A 24945-nucleotide genomic window follows, 5' to 3' on the forward strand; every position below is an offset into this window, starting at 1 on the left:
AACCTCATGATCGACAGGGCAGACGGCCGGGTACGGGGTTAGAGCCAGCCGTTGTCGCGGACGGTGCGGAGCGCTTCGGCGCGGTTGGTGGCGCCGAGCTTCTGTACGGCGGCGGAGAGGTGGTTGCGTACGGTGCCGGTGGACAGGTGCACCCGACGGGCGATCACCGCGACCGGAGCGCCGAACTCGGCCAGCCGCAGTGTCTCCAGCTCGCGGGGTGTCAACGGGCAGGTGGGAAGGGTCAGCGCGTCGGCGGCCAGCGACGGGTCGACGTACCGGCCGCCGGCGTGCACCCGGCGGATCACGTCGGCGAGCGCGCTGCCGGGGGCGCCCTTGGGCAGGAACCCCCGGGCGCCCGCGGTCAACGCCTGCCGCAGGTGACCCGGACGGCCGTGCCCGGTGAGGACGACCACAGCGCAGTCGGGGCGGGCGCGGGTCAGCTCGGCGGCGACAGCGATGCCATCCAGGCCGGGCATCTCCAGGTCCACGACTGCCACGTCGGGGCGGTGCGCGAGTGCCGCGGTGACCGCCGTCGGGCCGTCGGCGGCGTGTCCCACCACCTCGATGTCCGGCTCCAGAGCGAGCAGGGCGCCGACGGCGACCCGGATCAGGTCCTCGTCGTCGGCGAGCAGGACGCGGATCACGAGGTCACCGGCACGGCGGCCTCGATGGTGAACAGCGCGTCGTCCCGGCGTACCCGCAGTTCGCCGCCGACGGCGGTGAGCCGGTCACCCAGCCCGCGCAGCCCGTGGCTGTACCCGTCGGGCCCTCGGTCGTCGGCGCCGTCGTTCGCCACAGTCATCCTGACCACGTCGTCCTCCCGTTGGAACTGGATCCGGCACCAGTCGGCGCGGCTGTGTCGCAGCACGTTCGTCCCCGCCTCCCGCAGCACGGCCGCCAGCTCGGTGGCAGCGCCCTGAGGCAGGTCGGCCGGTGGTGGGACGACAGTGCAGCGCACACCGCAGGAGCGCAGGACGCCCACCACGGCCTCCAACTGCTCGCCGAGGTCGACGGCCCGGTAGCCGTGCACTGTCTCCCGCACCTCGGCCAGGGCGGACGCGGCGAGCCGCTGCACCTCGGTGGCCTCCCGGCCGGCCCGCTCCGGGTCCACAGCGGCCAGCCGCGCGGCGAGTTCGGCCTTCAACGCGATCACCGTGAGGCTGTGCCCGAGGACGTCGTGCACGTCGCGGGCGAAGCGGAGCCGCTCCTCGGCGGCGGCAAGTCGGGCCTGGGCGGCCTGCCCCTGTCGGGCGTCCACGAGCAGATCCCAGAACCAGACCTGGAATCCGTTGACGGCGGCGACGCCGACACCGACTCCGCCGGTCACGGCGAGGTGACGCGCGACGGAACCTCCCGTCCACGCGGCGACAGCCACCGTCACCAGCAGGACGCCGGCCGCCATCACCAGTGCCGCCCGCAGTCGGAGCAGCAGCGGTGCCATGCCGATAAGTGCCGCGCCCAACCAGGCCCAGGTCGGCCAGGCGCCTGCCGCCACCGGCCCCACGAGCGGGACGGTAAGGACCGCCGCCCCGACCAGGCTCAGCTGGGCACGGCGACGCCACAGTGGGTCGAGCCAGGGCGTCACTGCCGCGTACAGCACCGCGGTCTGGGCGATCATGAAGGCGAGGATGCCGGCCGCGCCGAGCGCCACCCGGCGTGGGTCAGGCTCGCGGGTCAGACCGACAGCCGGCAGCAGGACACTCGCCCAGACACCGGTGGCCAGTGACAGCAGTGTCGCCTGCCGGGCCCGGTGCAGCCGGCGGTCCGCCCGGGGGATCACCGCCTCGATCGCCACGCACCGATCCTAGGACCGGCCCGCGCCCGGTCCACCCCTGCGAGATGTCACTGTTCAGCCGTGCGGTCCGCACGGTTTTCCGGTGACGGACGCGCCTGCCCACCGCGCGGCGGCGCCGGCACTGTGAACGTCATGGGACAGACCGAGACACACGCCGACACCCTCGTCGCACCGCCGACCGAACCCCAACCGCCTACGACACCGCCGAACCACACGCCACCGAACCACGCGCCGCTGGACAACCCACCGTCGGACAACGCACCTCCGGACGACGGACCGCTGGACTGCGGCCCACCGACCGGCGGCATCCGGCGCCTGCTGTGGCACCTCGGTGAGATGGCGATCGCCATGATCGCCGGGATGCTGCTGCTCGGCCCGGTGTGGGACACGGCCGGCACGCTGCTCGGCATCACGGGGACGCTGGGCCGTCCGGAGGTGGGCGCGTTGGTGATGGCCACCAACATGACAATCGGTATGAGCGTCTGGATGCGGTACCGGGCGCACGGATGGGACGCGGTCGGCGAGATGGCCGCCGCGATGTACGTCCCGTTCGTCCTGCTGTTCGCGCCGATGTGGGCCGGTCTGCTGGACGCCGACGCGATGCTGCTCGGCGGCCACCTGCTGATGATGCCGGCGATGGTGCTGGTGGCGGTGCGGCACCGGCACGCGACACCTGTGGCGGTACGCCGGCACCCGGTCGTCGTGGCGCTCGCCCGCCGCTGGCCGACCGGGTTGGCCCTGCTGATGACCGTGGACATGTGGGTCGACCCGGATCTGCTCAGCCCGTGGACGATGCTGGTGCTGCCCGGGGCGTACCTGCTGATCGGTGTGGCACGGCGGACCTTGCGCGGGCCCGGGGTGCTCGCCACGCAGCTCCTCGGCCTGGCCGGTTGGGTCGGCCTGGCGCTTGTCGCGGTGGCGGCCGGTGGGCGGACCGCCGGTTGGCTTGTGGCCTTCGGTTGGTTGGCGCACGCCGGCTGGGATCTTGCGCACCACCGCACCGGGCGGGTGGTGCCACGCGCCTTCTCGGAGTGGTGCGGGGTGCTGGACGCGGCCATCGCCGCCACGATGATCTTCGCGCTCCTGAGCATCGGCGGCTGATCCGGCCGCCCGCCGACACGGGGCGGCGGGCGGCCCCGGCGTCGGTCCTCGGCGGTGTCGCACGCCAACGGGCGCTGATGTTGTGCCGGGCGGCGCAGCGGGCGCGGCGGCTTGATGAAAAGCTTGACGCATGAGTTCCGCACCTGCACAGCACGACGCCCCGACCGACAACGCTCCCGACGGCACCGACGAGGCGAACGCCTTCACGGAGCTGGGGCTGCGCTCCGAGCTGCTGGGCGCGTTGGCCGCCCTCGGCTACGAGGAGCCGACTCCCATCCAGCGGGAGGCCATCCCGCCGCTGCTGGAAGGTCGGGACCTGCTGGGGCAGGCAGCGACCGGCACCGGCAAGACGGCCGCGTTCGCGCTGCCGCTGCTGAACCTCATGACGCCACACCGCCAGGGCGGCGACCCGGTGGCGCTGGTGCTGGTGCCGACGCGGGAGCTGGCGGTGCAGGTGTCCGAGGCGTTCCACCGCTACGGCAAGGACCTGGGCGCGCGGGTGCTGCCGATCTACGGTGGGCAGCCGATCGGGCGGCAGTTGCGGGCGCTGGACAGCGGGGTGGACGTGGTGGTGGCCACCCCCGGGCGGGCACTTGACCACATCGCCCGGGGCACCCTGCGCCTCGGCGGCTTGGCCACCGTGGTGCTCGACGAGGCCGACGAGATGCTCGACATGGGCTTCGCCGAGGACATCGAGGCGATCCTGGAGCACGCGCCGGCGCAGCGCCAGACCGTGCTCTTCTCGGCCACCATGCCGTCGCGCATCGACGGGATGGCCCGCCAGCACCTGCGCGAGCCGGTCCGCATCGAGATCGGCCGGGAGCAGCAGGTCGCGGGTGAGGCTCCCCGGGTACGGCAGAGCGCGTACATCGTGACGCGGGCGCACAAGCCGGCCGCGCTGGGTCGGGTGCTGGACGTGGAGTCGCCGACCGCCGCGATCGTGTTCTGCCGCAGCCGGGAAGAGGTGGACCGGCTGACCGAGACGATGAACGGCCGGGGCTACCGCTCCGAGGCGCTGCACGGCGGGATGAGCCAGGAGCAGCGGGACCGAGTGATGGGCCGGTTGCGGGCGGGCACCGCCGACCTGCTGGTGGCCACCGACGTGGCGGCCCGCGGGCTGGACGTCGAGCAGCTCACCCACGTGGTCAACTACGACGTGCCGTCGGCGCCGGAGTCGTACGTGCACCGGATCGGCCGGGTGGGTCGGGCCGGGCGCGAGGGCGTGGCGATCACCCTCGCCGAGCCGCGCGAGCACCGGATGCTCAAGACGATCGAGCGGGTGACCGGCCAGCGGATCACCATCGACAAGATCCCCACCGTGGCGGACATGCGGACCCGCCGCTTGGAGCTGACGCAGGCGGCGCTGCGGGAGAGCCTGCTGGAGGACGACCTCGACCCGTACCGGGTGATCGTCGAGACGCTCACCGACGAGTTCGACCTGATGGAGGTCGCCCTCGCCGCGGTGAAGCTCGCGCACGAGGTGACCTCGCCGGGCTCCGACGACGAGGTGGAGATCCCGCAGGTGCCGGTGCGCGGGCCGCGCGAGGGTCGACCGGAGAGCGGCGGCCGGGGCGGCGATCGGCGTGGCGGCGGCCGGCCGCGCTCGGGCGGCGGCAACACCGTCCAGGTCTTCGTCGGTCTGGGCCGGCGTGCCGGGGTACGCCCGCAGGATCTGGTCGGCGCGATCACCGGGGAGACCGGGATCCGCGGCCGGGACATCGGCTCGATCGAGATCGCCGACCGGTTCTCGCTCGTGGAGGTGCCGCAGTCGGTGGCCGACGACGTGATCTCCGGGCTGCGCTCCAGCACGATCAAGGGCCGCAAGGCCACCGTGCGTCGCGACCGCGGGGGCGACGAGCGCTGAGCACCCCGTCGGCGACCGCCGGGGTACGGCGGTCGCCGACGGCGCGGGTCAGAAGGAGTACGGGCCGAAGCGGCCCCAGGCCACCACTGCGGCGAGGACCAGCAGCACCGCGCAGGTGATCGCGCCCTGGATCTCCGTGCGGCGCCCCTGCGGCGTGTCCTGCTTCTTCATGTCGCGCAGGTGCACCAGGATGCCGCCGATCATGACGATGACCAGCCCGAGGGCCGCCAGCGGGGTGAGCACTGTGGCGATGCCGGTGGCGGCGGGCAGCACGAGCCCGAGGGCGGCCAGCACCTCGACGGCACCGAGCGCCTTGACCTGGGTCGGCGGGACCGGGTCCACCCACCGCATCATCTCGCGCAACTTGTCCTTGGGCTGGGTCAGCTTGGCGAAGCCGGCGCCGGCGAAGACGACGGCAAGCAGGATCTGGATGACCCAGAGCACGATGTTCACGGGGGTTCCTCCAGGGGGCACCGCCTCGCGGCGGAGAGATGGTTGAGGGTTCAAGCGAGACAGTAGACCTCTGCCCGCGTACTCAAAGGACCCCCGCCGTCGCGGAGACGGCGGGGGTCCTTTCGTCGGAGCGTCAGGCGGCGGCGAGCGCCGGACCGTCCAGCGCCGCGACGTCGGCCGGGCGCAGCGCCAGGGCGAGCACGTCGGCCACGTCGGCCAGGGTGTGCACGGTAAGCGCCTCCCGCACCTCGGTCGGCAGGTCGTCCAGGTCCGGCTCGTTGCGGGCCGGGATGATGACCTCGGTGAGGCCGGCCCGGTGCGCGGCGAGCAGCTTCTGCTTCACCCCGCCGATCGGCAGCACCCGACCGGAGAGTGTCACCTCACCGGTCATGCCGAACTCGGGGCGGACCGGGCGGCCGGTGACGAGTGACGCCAGGGCCGTCACCATTGTGATGCCGGCGCTCGGGCCGTCCTTGGGCACCGCGCCCGCCGGGAAGTGGACGTGGATCCGGCGTCCGGCCAGTACGTTCGGGTCGATGCCGAACCGCCGCCCGTTCGAGCGCAGGTACGACAGGGCGATGTGCGCCGACTCCTTCATCACGTCACCGAGCTGACCGGTAAGGGTCAGACCCGGCTCGCCCTCCATGCTTGTCGCCTCGATGAACAGCACGTCCCCGCCGGCGCCGGTGACGGCGAGGCCGGTGGCCACGCCGGGCACCGCGGTGCGCTCGGCCGACTCCGGGGTGAACTTCGGCCGCCCCAGGTAGGTGGCGAGGTTGTCGGTGTCGACGCGTACCGGCGTCGGGTCGGTCGCCAGCGCCACCGCCACCTTGCGCAGGATCTTGGCCAGGCCACGTTCGAGCTGCCGGACGCCGGCCTCCCGGGTGTACTCCCCCGCGACCAGCGCCAACGCCTCGTCGGCGATCTCCACCTCGTCGGCGGTCAGCCCGGCCCGCTCCCGCTGCCGGGGCAGCAGGTGGTCCCGGGCGATGGCGACCTTCTCGTCCTCGGTGTAGCCGTCGAGCATGACCAGTTCCATCCGGTCCAGCAGCGGGCCGGGGATGGACTCCACCACGTTCGCGGTGGCCAGGAACAGCACGTCGGACAGGTCGAGGTCGACCTCCAGGTAGTGGTCCCGGAAGGTGTGGTTCTGCGCCGGGTCGAGCACCTCCAGCAGGGCGGCGGCGGGGTCACCGGCGTAGCCGGCGGCCAGCTTGTCCACCTCGTCGAGGAGCACGACCGGGTTCATCGAGCCGGCCTCGCGTAGCGCACGGACGATCCGGCCGGGCAGCGCACCGACGTACGTGCGCCGGTGGCCGCGGATCTCGGCCTCGTCGCGCACACCGCCGAGAGACACACGGACGAAGTTGCGCCCGAGCGCCCGCGCCACCGACTCGCCGAGGCTGGTCTTGCCGACCCCGGGAGGGCCTGCGAGGGCGAGCACCGCGCCGGAGCCGCGACCGCCGACCACGCCGAGGTTGCGCTCGGCCCGCCTGTTGCGCACGGCCAGGTATTCCAGGATGCGGTCCTTCACGTCGGCCAGGCCGGCGTGGTCGTCGTCGAGCACCGCACGGGCCGCGGCCAGGTCGGTGTTGTCCTGGGTACGCGTGCCCCACGGCATCTCCAGCACGGTGTCCAGCCAGGTGCGGATCCAACCCGCCTCCGGGGAGGCGTCGCTGGCCCGCTCCAGCTTGCCGACCTCGCGCAGGGCCGCCTCGCGGACCTTGTCCGGCAGCTCGGCGGACTCGACCCGGGACCGGTAGTCGGCCGAGCCGTCCGGCTCGTCCTCACCCAGCTCCTTGCGGATCGCGGCGAGCTGCTGGCGCAGCAGGAACTCCCGCTGGGACTTCTCCAGCCCCTCGCGGACGTCACTGTTGATCTGCTCGGTGACCTCCTGCTCGGCCAGGTAGTCCTTCACCCAGCCGACAAGCAGCTCCAGCCGGGCGGTGACGTCCGGCGCGGTGAGCAGCTCGGTCTTCTGGTCCAGCGTCAGCCAGGGCGCGTAGCCCGCCGAGTCGGCCAGTTCGGAGAGGTCCGTCATGCGTTCCACCGCGTCGATGACCTGCCAGGCGCCCCGCTGCTGGAGCACGGAGGTCACCAGGGCCCGGTACTCGCGGGCGAGTTCCCGGGCGCGGCCGGCGGGTGCGGGTTCGTCGAGTTCGGTCGCCTCGACCCAGAGAGCGGCACCGGGGCCTGGCACACCGGAGCCGATGCGTGCCCGGGACAGGCCACGGATGACGGCGGCCGGCTCGCCCTCGGGCAGTCGGCCGACCTTCTCGATGGTGGCGACCACGCCGACCGGGCCGTACTCGCCGTCGATACGCGGCACGGCCAGCAGCTTGCGGTCGCCTGTCGCCCGTGCCGCGTCGATGGCGGCCTGGGTGGTCGGGTCGAGGGTCACCGGGATGACCATGCCGGGCAGCAGAACGGCGTCGGTCAGGGGAAGTACCGGAAGAGTTGCCATCGAACACCTGCTATCGCGTTGGGTTGAGCGTGTACCACTCAAGTAACAAAGCGTTCCCCTTGTTCCGCCCTGTGACCCAGACCACTGCCAACACCCGCCGGACCGACGTCAGGTGAGCTTGCTCTTGACCCTGTTCACCACCCCTTGCCCTCCGACGTGGGCCCGGACGCCCACCGCCCCTGTGCGGCGTCGGTACCCGCGGAGAAGCCCAGGTAGGTGTAGCTGAACTCGTCGGAGAACTCGCCCGAATCCGCGAACGCCCCGGGCACCGGCATGTCCTCCACACCGTCGACGTCGCCGACGAACTGCACGTGTCGGAGCTGGCGGTGAAAAGGATGACCGCCGCGCTGCTGCGTAAGCTGCGGGTTTCCAACCGGGCGGAGGCCGCCGCCGTCGCCGGGCAGGCTGGCCTGCTCACCGAATGACATTGCGCCAGCGCCGCCGATTCAGCACCTGATCCCGGATTTGCTGGCACTCAATCGCGACGCGCCGAAATGAATGGCACGCATATTGTTGCGGTTTCCCCGGGTAGTAGGTCAGACTTTGGACACATCCCGCCACACACAGGGAGTAATTGGCAATGGCGAGAAAAGTAATCACGGTGCTGACGGACGACCTCGACGGCGGGAAGGCCGACCGCACTGTCGAGTTCAGTCTCGACGGCGTGGCCTACACCATCGACGTCTCGGACGAGAATGCCGGCGTCCTGCGCAAGGCACTGGATCCGTACATCAATGCCGGTCGGCGCATCGGTCGCGGTCCGGCGGAGAGCACGCGGACCGTCCGACGCCCGGGTCGCCCCAGCGGCGCGGGAATGGATCGGGAGCAGAACCGCGCCATCCGGGAATGGGCGGTCAAGAACGGCTACAAGATTTCCGAACGGGGTCGGATCCCGGTCGAGGTCGTCGAGGCGTACAAGAACCGCTGATCGGGCGACACATCGACGGGGTCCCGCCGGTAACGGCGCGACCCCGTCAGTTTGTCTGCGGCCGGCCACCCGAGGCTGCTCGCCCCGGGTGGCCGGCCGCATACCTGTCGACTCAGAAATCAGTTGACCTCGATACGCACCGCGTCGAACGCCGGTGTCTGGTTGGCCCGCTCCATCATCGGCAGACGGTGTGAACCGTCACCGGCCCAGACCGCGCACTGCGCCGTACCCGACTCCGGCAGACCCGGGATCTGGATGGTCACCTCGTCCGGCTGAGCACCGCCGCGACCGTCCTCGGTGGCGACGAAGAACGCCGGCACCTCCTGCGGCTCCGGCGGCGCGGTCAGGCTGTCCAGCATCCGGCAGGCGGTGTGGAAGTGGCCCCGGACCAGGCCCTGGGCGTTGAGCAGCGAACTCTCCACGTAGTACCCGCCCTGGCCAGCCGCGAGGAAGCGATCCCGGACCAGGTTGCGGGTGCTGACCCGCAGGGTGAAGGACTGGTCGCGGGCGACCTGCTGGGGGAACTGGGTGATCAGCAGCGACGGGTTGTTGGCGGCGGCGCCGACCTCACCGAACGCGGTGCTCACGCAGCGGTTGCCGTTCTGGAAACCGTCGTGCGGCTGTAACTGACTCTCGTCACAGTTGTTGGCGAGCACGCCGAGACCGGCGCCCGGAGCGTTGCCGCCGCCGTTGTTTCCACCGCCGCCGTTGTTGCCACCACCGTTGTTGCCGCCGCCGGTGTTCCCACCGCCGCCGTTGTTGCCACCACCGGTGTTCCCACCGCCACCGTTGTTGCCGCCGCCGTTGTTGCCGGTCGGCTGCACCTGGCACTCGGCGAGCTGCGCCAGACCCTGCGGGCGAGGCCCGACCCGATCAATGGCGAGCGTGATCCGATCCAGCACCGCCTTCCGCTTGGCCGCCAACGGCTGCAGGATCGCGTTGCGGATGAACCCGTCGCCCTTGTTGCCCTCGGCGGCCAGACGGCGATCGGCATCGGCGATCTGGGTCTGCAACTGCGCCAGGTTTCTGTCGACCTCGGCCCGCGCCCGGTCCGGCACCTGCGGCAGCTTGGCCGCCACATCCGGACAGGCGATGGCAGAGCCGGTGCCGACAGTGCCGTCCTTGCCGTCCTCGCACTCCGCGACCGTCTGCTGCCCGTCACCCCAGTGATTGCGTACCCATCGACCGTTCTGCCAGGTCCGGCTGGTCGAGGAACCACTCGGCGCGGTCGATCCCGGGCTCGGCTCCACGCATTGCCCCGCGGCCGGCCGGGGCTTGTTCGTCCGCCGGTCCTGGGCCGACGAAATCTGGGTGACGGCGACTACTCCGCCGAAGACCACGAGCGTGCCGACAACAGCCAGCAGACGCTTGCTCCGCGCGATGCCGGATGACCGGCGCGCCCGAGTGGACCTGCGCATCGAATTGCTCTCCTTCTCGATCCGGTAGTGGATTCCTGCCCTCGGCGGACCGACGGATGTCAGATGGCACGCCACGGCGGCGACCACCGCGACCTACCCGGTAATGTGTCGACGGCCGACGATGCCCTTTCCGCACCGTCTCCCGCGTCCCGTCAACGCGGATGGGAGATCCTGTTCATTCGCGCAGGAGTACGGGACCGCGCTCGGGAAGGTTCAACAGGCGCACAGAAAATTGGCCCCTACCCGACCCGGATCGGGTGCGGGGCAGGGGCCAACGCGGAAAGTGTTCGGTCAGTCGACGCAGAGGTGATCGAAGGCGAAACCGCCCACCAGTTCGTGACGCCGGCGGCTCAACGCGACGATCTCCGCGGTGAGATCGGCCCGCGCCAACAGTGCCGGGCCGTCGGCGTCCAGTGCGCGCAGCCGCGCACCGACGGCGACCGCCGCGAGATCCTCGGCCAGGCGGGCCGCGTCGACGCCACAGGAGAACCGCTGCTCGGTCACCGAGACCCGCTCCACCAGACACGCGTCCGGGCGGACCTGCACCCAACTCCACCCCTGCGCCGGGCCGTCCACCCAGCGCACGTGCAACGCGCGCACGGTCGGGTCGGCCAGCCGCCCGGCCACGTACGCCTCGACGGCCGCCGCCCGGGTCACCGCGCCGAGGTCGTTCACCGGACCGGTGCGGCCGTCGGGAAGCCGCCCGAGGATGTCTCGGAAGCCCACCGGAGCCGGCTCGTCCTCGCCGCCGCCCAGCCCGGCGCCCGCCGCGTAGGCCCGCGCGTCGATCACGTACTCGACCAGACGCCGACCATGGTCGGCGGCCCGCAGGGTCGGCGAGCCGATCCGCAGCACCGGCAGCCCCACGGCCGCGCTTACCGCGTCCGTGAGTCGCTCGGCGCGCTGCTGGGCCGAACCGGGCAGCGCGACCGGGCCGATCTCCACCGCGACGACGGGCCGGCCGGAGTCGGCGGCGCAGACCACGAGGTCGAACGCCGTCCGGCTGGCCGAACTCCACTGGCTGCCGGTCACGCCCGGAGGACGGCCCTGGACCAGGTCGCTGAGTCGGCGTGCCGCGTACACCCGGTGCCCGGCCCGGGTGAACAGCTCATCGCCCCCACCGTCGGCGGGCAGGGCCCGCAGCCAGCCGCGATCGTCGCTGCTCGTCATCTGCCCCATCCCCCGGTCGGCCGAACCGGGCCGAGTCTAGGTGCCTGATCATGGCGAGCCGAGCCGTGGTGTGACGCGGATCACATCGGTACGACGTTCCAGGGATGGCCGCTCGGTGTATCCAGCGGCATCGCCGGTAGCGCGCCGGCCGGGAGGTGACATGTCGCGACAGCAGTTCGGCTTCCTCGCCGGCTTCCTCGGGGTGGCGGTCTGGGCGCTCGCCGGCGTCGAGGTGACAGCCGTCGCCCTACTCGTCGGCCTGCTCGGCTGGCTCGTCGTCCGGGTGCTCGACGGCGATCTCGCGGTCACCGGGCTGGGCGACCGCACCGGCTCACGGCGCCGCCGATGACCACCCGCCCGTCCACCACCACAGGCGTCGTCCCGACCGACATCGACGTGCCGACCGTCACGCGGATCGCGACCGAAGCGGCCCGTCAGGTGCCCGGCGTCTGCGCGGTCAACCCGGCGTCCGTGCGCCTGCACGGCCGGTCGGTGGGCCTCGACCTGCATCTGATCACCTGGTACGGGCACAGCGTGCCCGCCGTCGCCGAGGCGGTCCGGCACGCGGTGACCGCCGGGATAGCCGCCCGCACCGGCCTGACCGTGGCGACTGTGACAGTCACCGTGGACGATCTGCTCGTCCCCGGCGTGGACGTCAGCGCCGCCGGAACGACAGGCTGAGATGCGTACCGTCAACCGGGTCGCCTCGCTGCTGCTGGCCGCCGCGCTGCTCGTCGGCGGCACCCTGCTGGCCGTCCAGGCCCTGTTGGTGAGCCTGCACCGCCCCGCGTCGGTCCTGGACCGGACGGACTGGTACGACACGCTTACCGCCGCCCGCTGGCGCGACCCGACGATCCGGGCGGTCGCCGGCGCGGCCGTGCTGCTCGGCCTGGCCATCCTCGTCGCCCAACTGCGCCGGTGGACACCGGTGCGGCTGCGGCTCGACGAGGCCGACGGCTGGCACCTGCACCGCCGCAGCGTGGAGCGGCGACTCGCCGACGTGGCGGGCGCCGTTCCGGGCGTACGCCGGGCCAGCGTCCGGGTCCGCCAGCGCGGCGGCCGATGGCGCCCCCGGGTACGCGCCACAGGCGATCCGGCGGCCCGGGCCGAGGTCGAGTACGCCGTACGCCAGGAGCTACACCGGCTGGCCGCGCCACGGACCGGCCGGATCGAGGTCCGGTTGCCCCGTCGGGGACGGCCGGCATGACAAACGCCGCGCACCGACTGCTGTGGACCATCCTCGCGCTGCTGCTGGTGGCGGCCGGCGCGACGGCGCTGGCCCTTGGGTTCGACGCCGTACCCGGCGGTGATCCGGGCACGGCGCTGCTCAACGCCGGGCTTCTGGACCGCTGGCGGCTGGCCGCCCCGTGGAGCACCCTGGCCGCGGCGGTCGCCGGCGTGCTGCTCGCCCTGGCGGGGCAACGAATGCTCGTCCGGGAGCTCCGTCGGCCCGGCACCGCGCTGCACGGCACGCTCAGCCAGCCCGGTCGACGTCCGGGCCGGACCCGACTGCCCGCCGACGTTCTCGCCCACGCGCTGGAACGCGACCTGACCGCCGCCCCGGGCGTACGCCGGGCGCGGGTGGTGTTGACCGGCGCACCGCCGCACCCCGACGTATGGATCAGCGTGGACCTCACTGCCGACGCTGGCGGCGCCCGCGAACATGTCGACGCCGCGGTCCGCCGGTTCGCCGTGACCGCCGGCTGCCGCCCGGCGCACCTCGACGTGACGGCCCGGATCGAGCCCGGCCGCCCCTGACCCGCGCCTCAGGGGCCCTGGCCGGCGCCTCGCCGACCTGGCTGGCGGCTGGGGCGCCCGGGTTCAGCGGGTGCGCCGGGCGGCTAGGACGCTCGCCCCGACGGCTACCGCCAGGGTCAGCACCACCACGGCGAGCGTCAACCAGATCGGCAGCTTGCCCACCGGCGTCTCGGCCAGGATCAGCTTCAACCCCGCGAAGGCGAGCAGCAGAGCCAGCCCGTAGCGCAGGTAGCCGAAGTGCCGCAGCAGGCCCGCGAGGCAGAAGTAGAGGCTGCGCAGCCCGAGCACGGCGAACGCGGTCGCCGTCCAGACGAGGAAGATGTTGGTGGTGATGGCGAGGATCGCCGCCACCGAGTCGATGGCGAAGATCACGTCGGTGGCCTCGATGGCGACCAGCGCCACCAGCAGCAGAGTCGCCACCCGTCGACCGTCGACCCGTGCGGTGAAGTGGTCGCCGTGGTACCGAGCGGCGGTGGGCACCACCCGACGGAACAGCCGGACCACCACGTTGTGATCGGGGTCGACGTCCGGCTCCCCGCGTACGGCCAGCCGCCACCCGGTCCAGATCAGGAAGGCGCCCAGCACGAACCCGGCCCAGGCCAGCCGCTCCAGCAGCTCGGCGCCCGCCACGATGAACAGCAGGCGGAACGCGAGCGCGCCGACGACCCCCCAGAACAGCACCTTGTGCTGATAACCCGACGGCACCCGAAAATAGCCGAAGAGCAGGGCGAAGACGAAGACGTTGTCCACCGAGAGCGCCTTCTCCAGCAGGTAGCCGGAGTAGTACGCGATGGCCGCGTCCCCGCCGAGGCCCCACCAGACGCCCAGCCCGAACAGCAGGCCCGCGCCAATCCAGGCGGCACTCCAGAGCAGCGCCTCGGGCAGTTCGATGACGTGGCTGTCCCGGTGCGACACCAGGTCGACCGCGAGCAGCACGATGATCACCGCACCGACCGCCACCCAGGCCCACAGCGGCACCGCGATCGTCACGTCAGTCACCGGCGCCCACCGCCTCGACCACGGCGCACCGCACCGCCACCTCGCTCGTACGCCGCCGCTGACAGCTGATCTGGCTCGCCGGCGGGCCGTTCCCGAGCCTAGGCGAACGGCCCACCCGTCGTCGGCGCTCCGGCGAAAGCGCTGTGCTGGCGGCCCGGCGGCCCTCAGGCGACAGGCATCACCTGACCCGGATCGGTGACTGTGTCGTCGGCGTTGTAGGCGATCGCGTTGATCACCCGCACGACGCCACTGACCTGGCCCGCGAGCCGGCCCGCCAACTCGACTGCGGAGCGGCGGTCCAGTCCGCCGGCCAGCGTCACCTCGCCGTGGCGTACCCCTACCGTCACCAGGCCGTCCCGCACGGCCAGCACGCGGCGCAGCACCTCCTGCACCACGTCCTCACGGATCTCGGCGTCCGAACGCAGGTGCACCCGCAGCAGGTCGGAACGGCTGACGATGCCGACGAGTCGACCCAGGTCGTCCAGGACGGGCAGTCGCTTGACCTGCTCGCGGTCCATCAACCGGGCGGCGACCGACAACGGCGCCTGCGGGTACGTGCTCACCGCGGGCGCTGTCATCAGGCCGCCGGCCACAAGCGCCTCGCTCCTTTCCCGCGCACCGCGTCGACGGCGGCTCTCGAAGACCCGCCGTTGCGCCGGCTCACCGGCACGCTCGACCCGGTGCAGCAGGTCCGCTTCGGACACCACGCCCAGCACCCGCCGGAACCCGTCGACCACCGGCACCGCGCTGACCCCACGGCGCAACACCACGTCCACGATCTCCCGGTACGGAGTCTCGGCCTGCACGGTCACGACCTCCCGGGTCATCACGTCGCCCACCTGCCAGGTCCTCATCACGACCTCCCTCTCAGTGCTCCACCACGGACGTTATGGCTGCACAGTGACGGTGATCAGTGGCGTCCGGCCCGGGCTGCAGGGGGTACAAGGTCCCGGGTCATCGAGGTCCTATCGACTCTGCCCCAGCCTCGGCCAGGAGTGTCCAATAGAGATGCCACCGGGAAGCGCGGTGCGAGGCAACGAAGGGACGTGGAGACCATGACCGCGACGATCGAGCGGAACACCACCAAGACCACCGCTCCGGCGGCGGGCACCACAAAGGAGAGGGCCGTCAGGTACATCCTGGCCGGCACCCGGATGGCACTCGGCTGGATCTTCCTCTGGGCGTTCATCGACAAGGTGTTCGGCCTCGGGCTGGCCACGGAGTCGAAGAACGCCTGGATCAACGGTGGCAGCCCCACCAAGGGCTTCCTCACCTTCGGCGTGACGGGTCCGTTCAAGGACCTCTACACCGGGATCGCCGGCGCCGCCTGGGCGGACTGGCTGTTCATGCTCGGCCTGGCCGGGGTCGGCGTCGCTCTCCTGCTCGGCATCGGAATGCGGGTCGCCGCCGTGGCCGGCGGGCTGCTGCTGGTGCTCATGTGGACCGCCGTCCTGCCCCCGGCGAACAACCCCTTCATGGACGACCACCTGATCTACGCCGCGGTGCTCGCCGTCCTGGCACTGCTCAACGCCGGCGACACCTGGGGCTTCGGCAAGGTCTGGGCGAAGCTCCCGATCGTCCAGCAGGTGGCCTGGCTGCGGTGACCACAACACCGCACAGCCCTCCACGGCGGACGTCACCACAGGTGACGTCCGCCGACTCGTTTGCCCACCCTCGCACCCTCACGCGGGAGGCCGGCGGCCCGGACCGGCCGCCGACCTCCCGCGTCGTTTCATGTGGTCGAACCTCCAGTCCCGCTCATGATCGACACATTGGTCCGGTAGGTCGCGTCCTGGGTTGTCGCCGGGCCGGCCGGGGCAGGTGGCGGGTCCGCCGGGCATCGGTGACAGACGATCCGGCAGGATCGACGGTGACCGGACACATCACCCAACACGGCAGGAGTTCCCGCATGAACCAGGCAGCAGGCGCCCGTTCGGGCAAGCCCGAGGTGGGTCCGATCGAGGGTGCGCCGCCGGCCGACCTCGTGATCGAGGACATCACCGTGGGCGAGGGCCCGCAGGCCGAGCCGGGCCAGCTCGTCAGCGTGCACTACGTCGGCGTGTCGCACTCCACCGGCGGCGAGTTCGACTCGTCCTGGAACCGGGGCGAGGCGTTCGAGTTCCCGCTCGGCGGCGGTCAGGTCATCGCCGGCTGGGACCAGGGCGTGGTCGGCATGCGCGTCGGCGGTCGGCGCCGACTCACCATCCCGCCACACCTGGGGTACGGCGACCGCGGCGCGGCCGGCGTCATCAAGCCGGGCGAGACGCTGATCTTCGTCGTCGACCTGCTCGGCGTGCGCTGACGGATCATCGATGGGGTCGTCGGTACACGCCGGCGACCCCATCGCTCCGTCATCACGGTCCAGCGGCGATCACAGGCGGCCGGGCTATCCGGCGGAGGGGCTGTTTAGGCGGCGACCGGCAGGCGGCCGGTGGTCGCAGCGGGCGGGCGATGTGCGGCCCCGGCCGGAACCGAGCGACGTGGCGCCCCGACCAGCCCTGCGGGAACCGGCCGACGTGCGGCCTCGACCACCCGGGCGGGCTCCAGAATCGTCATCACCCGGTGCAGGCCGGTGGCGCGCAGCACCCGAGCCACCACAGGCGTCGGGTCGACCAGGACGAGCTCGCCACCCCGTGCCCGGATCCGCAGATGCGCGGCGAGCAACGCGCGCACCCCGGCGGCGGAGAGCAGCCGTAGCTCCGACATCTCCAGCTGGACGACCGGACGGGCGGGCGCGGACCACAGCGCGGATCGGAACGCGGCCACCGTGGCGATGTCGACCTCGCCGGCCACCCGCACCTGGGCCACCCGGTCGCCCACGGTGACCTGCACGTCGATCCGGTCGCTGCGATCTTCCATGGCATGAAATCTAGCCCCCACCACCGACAGTTTCGTCCCTCGACGGGGTGATTCCGGGTACGTCCAGGGTCAACCCCCGGGGTACCCCCTAATCCCTCTCAGGGTGCGGGCCAGGGCTCGCCGCCTCGGCCTTTCGGCCACCGACGGCCGTTGATCGACGCCTCGAGCACCGGTCACCGTCGGCGCGGTCGTACGCCTCTCGGGCGGTGTTCCGGGTGGAGAATGACCCGATGGTGATTCCCCGACCCCGGCCGCCCCGGCTCATCCGGCCCGTCCGTGAGCCGGCCACCGTTCCGCCCCCGCTCGTCGGAGCCTGGGCGGCCACCGACCGTCGGCTCGACCACGTCGACCTGCTGCCCCTGCCCGACGGCGCTGTCGGGCCCGAGGACGTGCTTGTTGACGCGGCTGGGCGGGTGATCAGCGGCGACGAGGACGGCAACCTCTGGTGGTGGCCGACCGACGCGCCGCCCGGCACCCGCGCCCGGCTGCTGGCCGAGACCGGCGGCCGGCCGCTCGGCATCGAGCTGGACCCGTCCGGTGAGGCGCTTGTCGTCTGCGACGCGTACCGCGGGTTGCTGCGGGTCACTCCCGACGGGACGGTCCGCGAGCTGACCGGGACGGCGCCGCCGGTGCACCTGGCGAACAACGCGACGGTGGCCCGCGACGGCACCGTCTACTTCACCGACAGCTCCGACCGGTTCCCGGTCTCGCACTGGAAGCGGGACCTGCTGGAGCACCGCCCCAACGGCCGCGTGCTGGCCCACCATCCGGGCAGTGGGCGCACCGACGTGGTGACCGACGGGTTGTACTTCCCCAACGGGATCGCGCTGACCCCTGACGAATCGGCGTTGATGGTGGTGGAGACCAGCACCCACCGGCTGCTCCGCGTCGAGTTGGGCGGCGGGGTCCGGGTGCTCGCCGACCTGCCCGCGTACCCGGACAACCTCGCGGCGGTGGGCGACGGGACATACTGGATCGCGCTGCCGAGCCCTCGGGTGCCTATCGCCGAGCGGCTTCTGCCGCATCCCCGGCTGCGCCAGATCGCCGCGCTGCTGCCCGACGCGATGCAGCCGCAGCCGCGCCGCTACGGGCTGGTCGCCCTGGTCGACGGCGAGGGCGCGGTCCGCCGGACGCTGCACGGCCCGGCCGGGCACTACCCCATGATCACCGGGGTACGCCAGCACGGCGACCACCTCTGGCTGGGCAGCCTGACCGGGTCGGGCGTGGCCCGAGTACCGCTGGATTGAACGCGCCTCCACGTTCGTGCCGCGACCTGGGCCGGTCCCGCCGTGTGGCGGGCCGGCCCGGTCGATGGTGTGTCAGCGACCGCTTACCGAGGGCGCCGGTGCGGGTGAGCCACCGGCCACGGCACCCGGGTGCGCCGGGGCGACAGGCGCGGGCTTGAGCCCGGGCGGCACCGGCAGGGCGCTGCCCTTGACGAACTCGTCCCAGCTCACGTTCCACGCCGTCCAGCCGTTGCCCGGCTGCAACTCGACCTCGGTGCCCTTGACGGTGACCAGGTCACCAACCTGGGTCACCCCCATCAGCCAGTCCGCGGCGGTGGCGGAGACGTTCGCGCAGCCGTGCGAGACGTTCGTGTTGCCCTGGTCCCCCTCCGACCACGGGGCGGAGTGGATGAACTCGCCGCCCCAGGTGTAGCGCTGGGCGTCGTCCACGTCGACCACGTAGCCACCGTTGGGCTCGCCACGGGTGTCGAAGGTGGTCCGCTGGTGCTTCTCCATGATCACCATCTTGCCGCTGGAACTGGGCGTGCTCGGCTTGCCGAGGCTTACCGGGATCCGGCGGATCTGCTTGCCGTCGCGCATGACGGTCATCTGCTTGGTGGCGTTGTCGATCTCCAGGGAGACCTGGCGGCCGATCTTGGAAGTCGCGGTCCGCTCCGCGTCACCGACGAGTTTCTTGCCGATGGGAAGCCCCTCCAGCCCGGCCCGAACGCTGATCGTGGTCCCCGGCCGCCAGAAATCGGGCGCCCGGTAATAGACCTGACTGCCGTCCTCCAGCCACGACCACGTCCCCGGCTGCGGCGGATTCGTCTTTACGAACAACCGACGCTGCACATCCGCCCTGGCCTCTTTCGGAATTCCCGGGTCGAACGCGACGGTTACCGGCATGGCCGTGCCGTACGTCCGGTTACCGACGAAATAGAGGGTGCTGGTGATCTGCGGTTTCTCCGACTTGGGCATCGTCGTGAAGGTCGTGGTGCGGGTGGTGGTCGCACCCGAGTCGCCTGTCGCGGTCACCTCCGCGGTGTACGTACGCCGAGGTTGCAGTGGCTTGCTCGGCACCCACCCGGAGCCGTCCTCCCGCGGCTCGGCCTCGATCTGCTTGCCCTTGTCGTCGGTGAGCCGGACGGCGGTGACCCGCCCACCCTTGACCACGGTGCCCACCTCGGCGCTGACCGGGACGTCCCGGGTCTTGTCCCCCGGCGTCACGGTGAGCTCCGGTGCTGGGGCGTGCTCCTTGGCCGCTCCGGCTGCCGAGTCCCGATCGGCGGTGCATCCACCCAGCACGAGCGGTGCGGCTGCGATGGTTACCGCCAACAGCGTCAATCGCCGCCTAGGCGTCATGTTCAGTCCCCCCGTTTTCGACTTCCCTCTGCCACATTCTTGCGGCCCGACCAGGGTCGTCCATGCCATTCGGAAATAATCGTCGGCGCATTTATCGGTGCATTTTCCGGCGCTGTGCCGTTGACGAATAAAGCGCACAACTGCCGCCTCTGGCCCCGCCCGACCGCCGCCGACCCACCCGGCCCGCAACGTCCCGTCCCACCCTCGGCAGGACGCCGTCGCACCTGTTGCCAGGCGATGCGCCGCTTTCGCCCACGCGACGGGCGACCCCGCACGGCGGGCGACCCCCGCACGGCGGGCCACCCCGCACGGCGCTCACCGCAGGGCGACGAGGACCCGAGTTCGACGACGCGCGCTGTGGGCCCGCGCGACCGCCCTCGCACCTGGTGGGCGCACTTTTGTCAGGTGGAGCGAAACTTCTGCCGATCGAGACGAAGCTTTGCCTTCGTCCGAAGGCAAGGGTAAGGTCCCGATTCAGATAGAAGGTTGCCCATCTGTCGATCAAGCTGCCGCCGCCCACACCGGGTCGCCGCGTTCCGGCCCACACGGGTCCGGGCCGCACCCGCGCGCCGTCCCTCACCGTCCAGCCGGAGTCCGCCTCCGGCCGGTTCGGCGCGCCCGGACGGCAGCAGCCGGTCGACTGCCGCCGACGGCACACACGCCGTCAGGAAGGGACCACCACCATGGATCACCACAGGAACCAGTCGGGGCCGACAACGGCGTCCGAGCCGGTCAGCAGACGCGGTGTGCTCCGCGCCGCGACCGTCTCCGCCGCCGCTGTCGGTGCCGCCGGCCTGCTCGCCGGCCCGGCCAGCGCCGCACCGGCGGGGCACTCGCACGGCCGTCGCCGGGTGCCGACCGACCGGATCAGCATCCAGCTCTACACGCTGCGCGACCAGCTCGCCGCCGACCTGCCCGGCACCCTGTCCGCACTACGGCGGATCGGCTACCGCAGGGTGGAGCACGCCGGCTTCGTCGGACGTACGGCCGCAGAGTTCCGCGCCGCGCTCGACGCGGCCGGGCTGCGCGCCACCTCCGGGCACGTCGGCATCCCGCAGCCGTTCGACGCCGCCACCTGGGAACGCGCCCTCGCCGACGCGAACGTGGTGGGCAGCAAGAAGATCGTCCACCCGTACTTCGGTCGCGACGCGCAGGGGCTCCCGATCCGGGACCCCGCCGTCTACCGTGCCCTGGCCCGGGACCTCAACCAGGCCGGCCGGCTGGCCGAGCGCGCCGGGCTGGACTTCGGCTACCACAACCACCAGTTGGAGTTCGTGCCGCTGACCAACGGGTCGACAGGCTTCGAGATCCTCACCGGGCAGACCGATCCCCTGCTTGTCCACTTCGAGCTCGACCTCTACTGGACCTGGCGAGGCGCACACGACCCGGTCGACGTGATCCAGGCCAACCGTGGCCGGATCCGCCAGGTGCACGTCAAGGACCTGGACGTCGAGGGTGGCTTCGCCGACCTCGGCGACGGCGTCATCGACTTCGGCCGGATCTTCGCCCACGAGCGTGAGGCGGGCATCGAGGAGTACATCGTGGAGCGCGACGACGCGGGCACCCCGCCGCGCGCCCCCGCCGACGCCCTGGACACCGCCCGGGTCGGCTTCGACTATCTCGCCGCACTTCGGTACTGACCACCACTTCGGGGGACTACCTGATGAAAAGGACCGCTTTCGCGTCCGCCCTGCTCCTGGTGACGGCCGGCCTGGCCGTACCACCGACAGCCGCGACCGCCGCGCCGGCCGCGCCGCCGGACAGCAGTTTCCAGAAGGTGACACTCAACGACTTCCCCGGCGAGCCGATGAGCCTCGCCGTCCTGCCCGACCTGCGTGTGCTGCACACCTCCCGCACCGGTGAGGTCCGCATCCACGACCCACGCACCGGCCTGAACACCCTCGCCGCCGACATCCCGGTGTACGAGCACGACGAGGAGGGGTTGCAGGGGGTCGCCATCGACCCGGACTTCGCCAAGAACAAGTGGGTCTACCTCTACTACTCGCCGCCGATGAACACCCCGGTGGACGACCCGGCCACCCCGGACGTCAACGAGGGCGACGCTCCGCTTGTCGGCACCGAGGCGGACTGGCAGCGGTTCCGAGGCGCGCTGCGGCTGTCCCGGTTCAAGCTCGAGGGGATGAAGCTCAACCTCAGCACCGAGCAGCAGATCATCGACGTGCCGACCGACCGTGGCATCTGCTGCCACGTCGGTGGTCAGATCGACTTCGACAGTAAGGGCAACCTGTACCTGTCGACAGGTGACGACACGAACCCGTTCTTCTCCGACGGCTACATTCCGATCGACGAGCGGGCCGACCGGAACCCGGCGTTCGACGCCCAGCGCAGCTCCGCCAACACCAACGACCTGCGCGGCAAGCTGCTGCGCATCAAGGTGAAGGCCGGTGGGGGTTACACGGTGCCGACCGGCAACCTCTTCAAGAAGGGGACGGCGAAGACGCGCCCGGAGATCTACGCGATGGGGCTGCGCAACGCGTTCCGGTTCGCCGTCGACAAGCGCACCGACAACGTCTACCTGGCCGACTACTCCCCCGACGCGTCCTCGTCGAACCCCGAGCGTGGGCCGGCCGGGCACGGCCGGTGGATGCTCATCGACAAGCCGGCGAACTACGGCTGGCCGTACTGCGTGACGCCGACGATCGCCTACCGCGACTACGACTTCGCGACCGGCCAGTCTGGCAAGAAGTTCAACTGCGCGCGCCCGGTCAACGACTCGCCGCACAACACAGGCAAGCGGCAACTGCCGCCGGTCGAGCAGCCGGAGGTCTGGTACCCGTCCGCCGCGTCAGGTGAGTTCCCGCAACTGGGCACCGGCGGCATCGGCCCGATGGGCGGCCCGGCGTACGACTACGACGGGACCAGCACGTCGCGGACCCGCTGGCCGGCCTACTACGACGGCGTGCCGCTGTTCTACGAGTGGACCCGGGACTACATCAAGGAGTTCCGACTCGACTCCCGCGGTGACGTCACCGACATCCGGTCGGTGGTGCCGTCGCTGGTGGTGGACAACCCGATGGACATGGAGTTCGGCCCGGACGGCGCCCTCTACGTGCTGGAGTACGGCGACGGCTACTTCGCCGAGAACCCGGACGCCCAGCTGTCCCGGATCGACTTCGTCCGCGGCAACCGCACGCCGATCCCGAAGATCAGTGCGACGCCGACCGCCGGGCAGGCGCCGTTGACCGTGGCGTTCTCCAGCGCCGGCACCACCGACCCGGACGGCGACCGGCTCAGCTACGCGTGGGACTTCAACGCGGACGGCTCGGTGGACAGCACCGAGGCGAACCCGACCTGGACGTTCCAGGAGAACGGCGCGTACACCCCGACGGTGAAGGTGACCGACCGCACCGGACGGTCGGCAGCGGCCACCCTGCCGCTGCTGGTCGGGCCGCGCGCCCCGGTCGTCGAGTTCGTCGCACCGGTGGCCGGGCAGCCCTTCCAGTTCGGGCAGACTGTCGCGTACGAGGTGCGGGTCACCGACGACCTGCCGGTGGACTGCTCGCGGGTGAAGGTCACCTACGTGCTCGGCCACGACGAGCACGGGCATCCGCTCTCGTCGGCGACCGGATGCTCCGGGACCATCGCCACATTCGTCGACGGTGGGCACGGTGGGGCCGACAACCTGACGGCGGTCTTCGTCGCGGAGTACACCGACGCGCCTACCGATCCCGGTGTGCCGGCGCAGACCGGTACGGCGACTGTCGTGCTGGATCCCGACCCGGTGGCCGGCCTGGCAGGCTGACCGACGCGGACTGACGGTGGCGGCGGCCCGAGTGCTCGGGCCGCCGCCGCCGGACGCCGCTCAACCCTGCCGTCGCCGGAAAAGTCCGGCCGGTCAGCTCCAGCCGCTGTCGACGTGGTTGTCGCGCCAACGTCCGCCCAACGGCGGGGTGTCCAGCCGCATCCCGTCCTCGGCGTTGCCGGCGAGGTCGTTGTCCTCGACCCGGCAGTCCACGCAACTGCCCCGCTCGGTGATCCACAGCCCGTGGGTCTGGGTCTTGTCCTCGTGGTTGTCCCAGATCCGGTTGCCGCGAATCGTGGCCGAGTCGAACGCCGCGTCGATGGTGATGCCGGCCCGCCGCCCGGGGGCCGCGGACAACTCGTACCGGCAGCCCGGTGGCGGGATGTCGCCGCTCCACGCGCTTATCGCGTCGGGTCGCACCGGCGCCAGCACCATCTCCTCGCCGGTGTTCGACGCGACAAGGGCAACCGACCGCCCGACCCGCAGGACCTTTCCTCGGTGCCCGTCGGTTGGCCAGTGGGCGGCCCGGTCGACCACTGACCGTTCGGCGTAGCGGACGGTCTCGCCGGCTCCGCCGGTGCCATCGGCGCGCTGCTGGCCGTTGTTACGGATCCGGTTGTTCAGCAGCACCGCATCGGTCATCTGGTGGTCGATCCGGACGGCGTCCAGCCCGTTGTCCCAGAACTCGTTGCTCTCGATCACCACGTCCCGGATCGGGCCCAGGTAGCCACGCCCGAGGTCGTGCCCGTGATAGCCGTGCCTGCCGTTGCCGCTGATCCGGTTACCCCGGATGGTGTACGGGCCGGGGCTGTTGCCGATGCTGACCCCGTCGCGGAGGTTGCCGTCGATGACGCAGTCGCTGAGCAGCCCACCCCGTCCGGCCACGCCCGCCGTGCCCTGCGCCGAGATGTCGAAGCCGGCCTCCAGGTTGCCGACCATCGTGCACGCCGAGACGATGAGACCGTCGGCGCCCCAGTCGGAGATCCCGAACCTGTTGCCCTGGCTGTGGCAGCCGATGATGCGGTAGCCGCGCGGTGGTGTCCAGTAGTCCTTCTGCAACTCCAGGAAGATGCCGTTGGTGCCGTTGGCAAGTGTGGTGCAGTTGGCGATGGTCAACCGCTCCATGTCGCCCCACCCGCCGATGCCCACACCGATGCCGGCGCCGCCCATCTGCTCGCCGTTGTCCAGCCGGCCGCAGCCGACCACCACCACGCCGTCGATGAGGCTGTCCTGGAGGAAGTCGCAGCCCAGGCCGGTGGCCGCCGTGTGGTGGATGAAGAGGTTGCGGAACACGCCGCGCACCACGTACTGCAGGCCCAGGCCCTTGGCGAGGTAGTTGTACTCGGCCATCGCCACGCCGGACCCGTCGATCTCGAAGTCGGCGAAGGTGCAGTCGGCGATGTGCCGGTCCCGGTCGGCGCCGTGTTGCAGCGTGGTCCAGAACGCCAACGGGGTGGGATCGGACCTGTTGCCCTCGTTGCTGAGCAGGAACCGGGTCGCCGCCGGGCCTGCCCCGATCAGCGAGACGCCGCTGCGCCACACCGTGCCGGCGTCCCGGATCGAGTAGATGCCCGGTGGGCAGTAGATGACCCGGGCTCGCCCGTCCGCCGCATAGCCGGCGCCCAGGCGGTCCACGAGGGCGGCCAACGCCGGCTGGTCGTTCGTCTCGCCGTCGCCGCGCAAGCCGTAGTCCCGCGCGTCGCATTGCAGCGGCGCGCCGGCCGAGGCGGGTCGTCGCTCCCGGACAGCGTTGGGTAGCACCTGGTACGTCACGGACCGACTCCC

The 24945-nt window shown here is 71.6% G+C and carries 25 protein-coding genes; 13 read left to right on the forward strand and 12 right to left on the reverse strand.

All coding sequences use genetic code 11. The features are described from left to right. Positions 1-38: 38 nt before the first annotated feature. Positions 39-644 carry a DNA-binding response regulator gene (locus tag ACFY2Q_RS22460; protein WP_387133284.1) on the reverse strand — a complete coding sequence of 202 codons (606 nt, stop codon included), beginning with the start codon at positions 642-644 and terminating at the stop codon, positions 39-41. Then, the gene (locus ACFY2Q_RS22465) at positions 641-1795 is read right to left on the reverse strand and encodes a sensor histidine kinase (RefSeq protein WP_387133286.1); all 1155 of its coding nucleotides are present in this window, start codon (positions 1793-1795) and stop codon (positions 641-643) included. The genes ACFY2Q_RS22460 and ACFY2Q_RS22465 overlap by 4 nt, the downstream gene beginning before the upstream one ends. Positions 1796-1927: 132 nt before the next feature. Between ACFY2Q_RS22465 and ACFY2Q_RS22470 the strand changes: the two genes are divergently transcribed. Continuing rightward, the gene (locus ACFY2Q_RS22470) at positions 1928-2896 is read left to right on the forward strand and encodes a hypothetical protein (protein WP_387133287.1); all 969 of its coding nucleotides are present in this window, start codon (positions 1928-1930) and stop codon (positions 2894-2896) included. 130 nt (positions 2897-3026) lie between these two features. Continuing rightward, positions 3027-4760 (forward strand): DEAD/DEAH box helicase, encoded by a 1734-nt coding sequence (locus tag ACFY2Q_RS22475; RefSeq protein ID WP_387133288.1) that lies wholly within the window; start codon positions 3027-3029, stop codon positions 4758-4760. 48 nt (positions 4761-4808) lie between these two features. Here ACFY2Q_RS22475 and ACFY2Q_RS22480 read toward each other — a convergent pair whose 3' ends face one another. The 3 genes from ACFY2Q_RS22480 to ACFY2Q_RS22490 form a co-directional block, all read right to left on the reverse strand. Then, on the reverse strand, positions 4809-5213 hold the full coding sequence (locus tag ACFY2Q_RS22480) for a DoxX family protein (protein ID WP_387133290.1): 405 nt from the start codon (positions 5211-5213) through the stop codon (positions 4809-4811). 133 nt (positions 5214-5346) lie between these two features. Continuing rightward, on the reverse strand, positions 5347-7677 hold the full coding sequence (gene lon, locus ACFY2Q_RS22485; RefSeq protein WP_387133292.1) for an endopeptidase La: 2331 nt from the start codon (positions 7675-7677) through the stop codon (positions 5347-5349). A 134-nt stretch (positions 7678-7811) separates the two neighbouring features. Further along, positions 7812-7988, reverse strand: coding sequence for a hypothetical protein (locus tag ACFY2Q_RS22490; protein ID WP_387133294.1), 177 nt, complete (start codon positions 7986-7988; stop codon positions 7812-7814). 24 nt (positions 7989-8012) lie between these two features. Here ACFY2Q_RS22490 and ACFY2Q_RS22495 point away from each other — a divergent pair, with 24 nt between their 5' ends. Further along, entirely contained in the window at positions 8013-8102 is a 90-nt protein-coding gene (locus ACFY2Q_RS22495) for a hypothetical protein (RefSeq protein ID WP_387133467.1), read from the forward strand. A gap of 155 nt (positions 8103-8257) precedes the next feature. Next, the gene (locus ACFY2Q_RS22500) at positions 8258-8605 is read left to right on the forward strand and encodes an Lsr2 family protein (protein ID WP_357000797.1); all 348 of its coding nucleotides are present in this window, start codon (positions 8258-8260) and stop codon (positions 8603-8605) included. 119 nt (positions 8606-8724) lie between these two features. Here the strand turns inward: ACFY2Q_RS22500 and ACFY2Q_RS22505 are convergent, their stop codons facing one another. Together ACFY2Q_RS22505 and ACFY2Q_RS22510 are read right to left on the reverse strand one after the other, a co-directional pair. Next, on the reverse strand, positions 8725-10023 hold the full coding sequence (locus ACFY2Q_RS22505) for a hypothetical protein (RefSeq protein WP_387133296.1): 1299 nt from the start codon (positions 10021-10023) through the stop codon (positions 8725-8727). Between the two features lie 291 nt (positions 10024-10314). After that, positions 10315-11193, reverse strand: coding sequence for a hypothetical protein (locus ACFY2Q_RS22510; RefSeq protein WP_387133297.1), 879 nt, complete (start codon positions 11191-11193; stop codon positions 10315-10317). A 160-nt stretch (positions 11194-11353) separates the two neighbouring features. Here ACFY2Q_RS22510 and ACFY2Q_RS22515 point away from each other — a divergent pair, with 160 nt between their 5' ends. From ACFY2Q_RS22515 to ACFY2Q_RS22530, 4 genes are read left to right on the forward strand one after another with little or no spacing between them, the layout of a single operon-like run. Next, positions 11354-11542, forward strand: a complete 189-nt coding sequence (locus tag ACFY2Q_RS22515) for a hypothetical protein (protein WP_387133299.1) — start codon at positions 11354-11356, stop codon at positions 11540-11542. Beyond that, positions 11539-11874: an Asp23/Gls24 family envelope stress response protein gene (locus tag ACFY2Q_RS22520; RefSeq protein ID WP_387133301.1), complete on the forward strand. Its 336-nt coding sequence runs from the start codon at positions 11539-11541 to the stop codon at positions 11872-11874. The genes ACFY2Q_RS22515 and ACFY2Q_RS22520 overlap by 4 nt, the downstream gene beginning before the upstream one ends. A gap of 1 nt (position 11875) precedes the next feature. Next, on the forward strand, positions 11876-12400 hold the full coding sequence (locus tag ACFY2Q_RS22525; protein ID WP_387133303.1) for a DUF6286 domain-containing protein: 525 nt from the start codon (positions 11876-11878) through the stop codon (positions 12398-12400). Then, positions 12397-12951, forward strand: coding sequence for a hypothetical protein (locus tag ACFY2Q_RS22530; protein ID WP_387133304.1), 555 nt, complete (start codon positions 12397-12399; stop codon positions 12949-12951). Before ACFY2Q_RS22525 ends, ACFY2Q_RS22530 begins: the two co-directional genes overlap by 4 nt. 63 nt (positions 12952-13014) lie before the next feature. Here the strand turns inward: ACFY2Q_RS22530 and ACFY2Q_RS22535 are convergent, their stop codons facing one another. Both ACFY2Q_RS22535 and ACFY2Q_RS22540 read right to left on the reverse strand, forming a co-directional pair. Then, the gene (locus ACFY2Q_RS22535) at positions 13015-13935 is read right to left on the reverse strand and encodes a TerC/Alx family metal homeostasis membrane protein (RefSeq protein WP_387133468.1); all 921 of its coding nucleotides are present in this window, start codon (positions 13933-13935) and stop codon (positions 13015-13017) included. 179 nt (positions 13936-14114) lie between these two features. Further along, a complete protein-coding gene (locus tag ACFY2Q_RS22540; protein ID WP_387133305.1) occupies positions 14115-14804 on the reverse strand; it encodes a CBS domain-containing protein in 690 nt (229 codons plus the stop codon). Between the two features lie 192 nt (positions 14805-14996). On the opposite strand from ACFY2Q_RS22540, the gene ACFY2Q_RS22545 reads away from it, so the two are divergent. Continuing rightward, positions 14997-15554, forward strand: a complete 558-nt coding sequence (locus tag ACFY2Q_RS22545; RefSeq protein ID WP_387133307.1) for a hypothetical protein — start codon at positions 14997-14999, stop codon at positions 15552-15554. 305 nt (positions 15555-15859) lie between these two features. After that, positions 15860-16252, forward strand: coding sequence for an FKBP-type peptidyl-prolyl cis-trans isomerase (locus tag ACFY2Q_RS22550; RefSeq protein WP_387133309.1), 393 nt, complete (start codon positions 15860-15862; stop codon positions 16250-16252). A 104-nt stretch (positions 16253-16356) separates the two neighbouring features. Here ACFY2Q_RS22550 and ACFY2Q_RS22555 read toward each other — a convergent pair whose 3' ends face one another. After that, positions 16357-16809, reverse strand: coding sequence for an STAS domain-containing protein (locus ACFY2Q_RS22555; protein ID WP_387133310.1), 453 nt, complete (start codon positions 16807-16809; stop codon positions 16357-16359). 230 nt (positions 16810-17039) lie between these two features. On the opposite strand from ACFY2Q_RS22555, the gene ACFY2Q_RS22560 reads away from it, so the two are divergent. Further along, positions 17040-18056: an SMP-30/gluconolactonase/LRE family protein gene (locus ACFY2Q_RS22560; RefSeq protein WP_387133311.1), complete on the forward strand. Its 1017-nt coding sequence runs from the start codon at positions 17040-17042 to the stop codon at positions 18054-18056. 72 nt (positions 18057-18128) lie between these two features. Here the strand turns inward: ACFY2Q_RS22560 and ACFY2Q_RS22565 are convergent, their stop codons facing one another. Further along, positions 18129-19397 carry an Ig-like domain-containing protein gene (locus tag ACFY2Q_RS22565; RefSeq protein ID WP_387133313.1) on the reverse strand — a complete coding sequence of 423 codons (1269 nt, stop codon included), beginning with the start codon at positions 19395-19397 and terminating at the stop codon, positions 18129-18131. A gap of 683 nt (positions 19398-20080) precedes the next feature. On the opposite strand from ACFY2Q_RS22565, the gene ACFY2Q_RS22570 reads away from it, so the two are divergent. After that, positions 20081-21037, forward strand: a complete 957-nt coding sequence (locus tag ACFY2Q_RS22570; protein ID WP_387133314.1) for a sugar phosphate isomerase/epimerase family protein — start codon at positions 20081-20083, stop codon at positions 21035-21037. Positions 21038-21060: 23 nt separating this feature from the next. Continuing rightward, positions 21061-23160 (forward strand): PQQ-dependent sugar dehydrogenase, encoded by a 2100-nt coding sequence (locus ACFY2Q_RS22575; protein WP_387133315.1) that lies wholly within the window; start codon positions 21061-21063, stop codon positions 23158-23160. A gap of 93 nt (positions 23161-23253) precedes the next feature. Here ACFY2Q_RS22575 and ACFY2Q_RS22580 read toward each other — a convergent pair whose 3' ends face one another. Then, a complete protein-coding gene (locus ACFY2Q_RS22580; protein ID WP_387133316.1) occupies positions 23254-24933 on the reverse strand; it encodes a right-handed parallel beta-helix repeat-containing protein in 1680 nt (559 codons plus the stop codon). Positions 24934-24945: the final 12 nt, after the last annotated feature.

It is taken from the genome of Micromonospora sp. NPDC000316, from assembly GCF_042898885.1.
Classification (GTDB): Bacteria; Actinomycetota; Actinomycetes; order Mycobacteriales; family Micromonosporaceae; genus Micromonospora.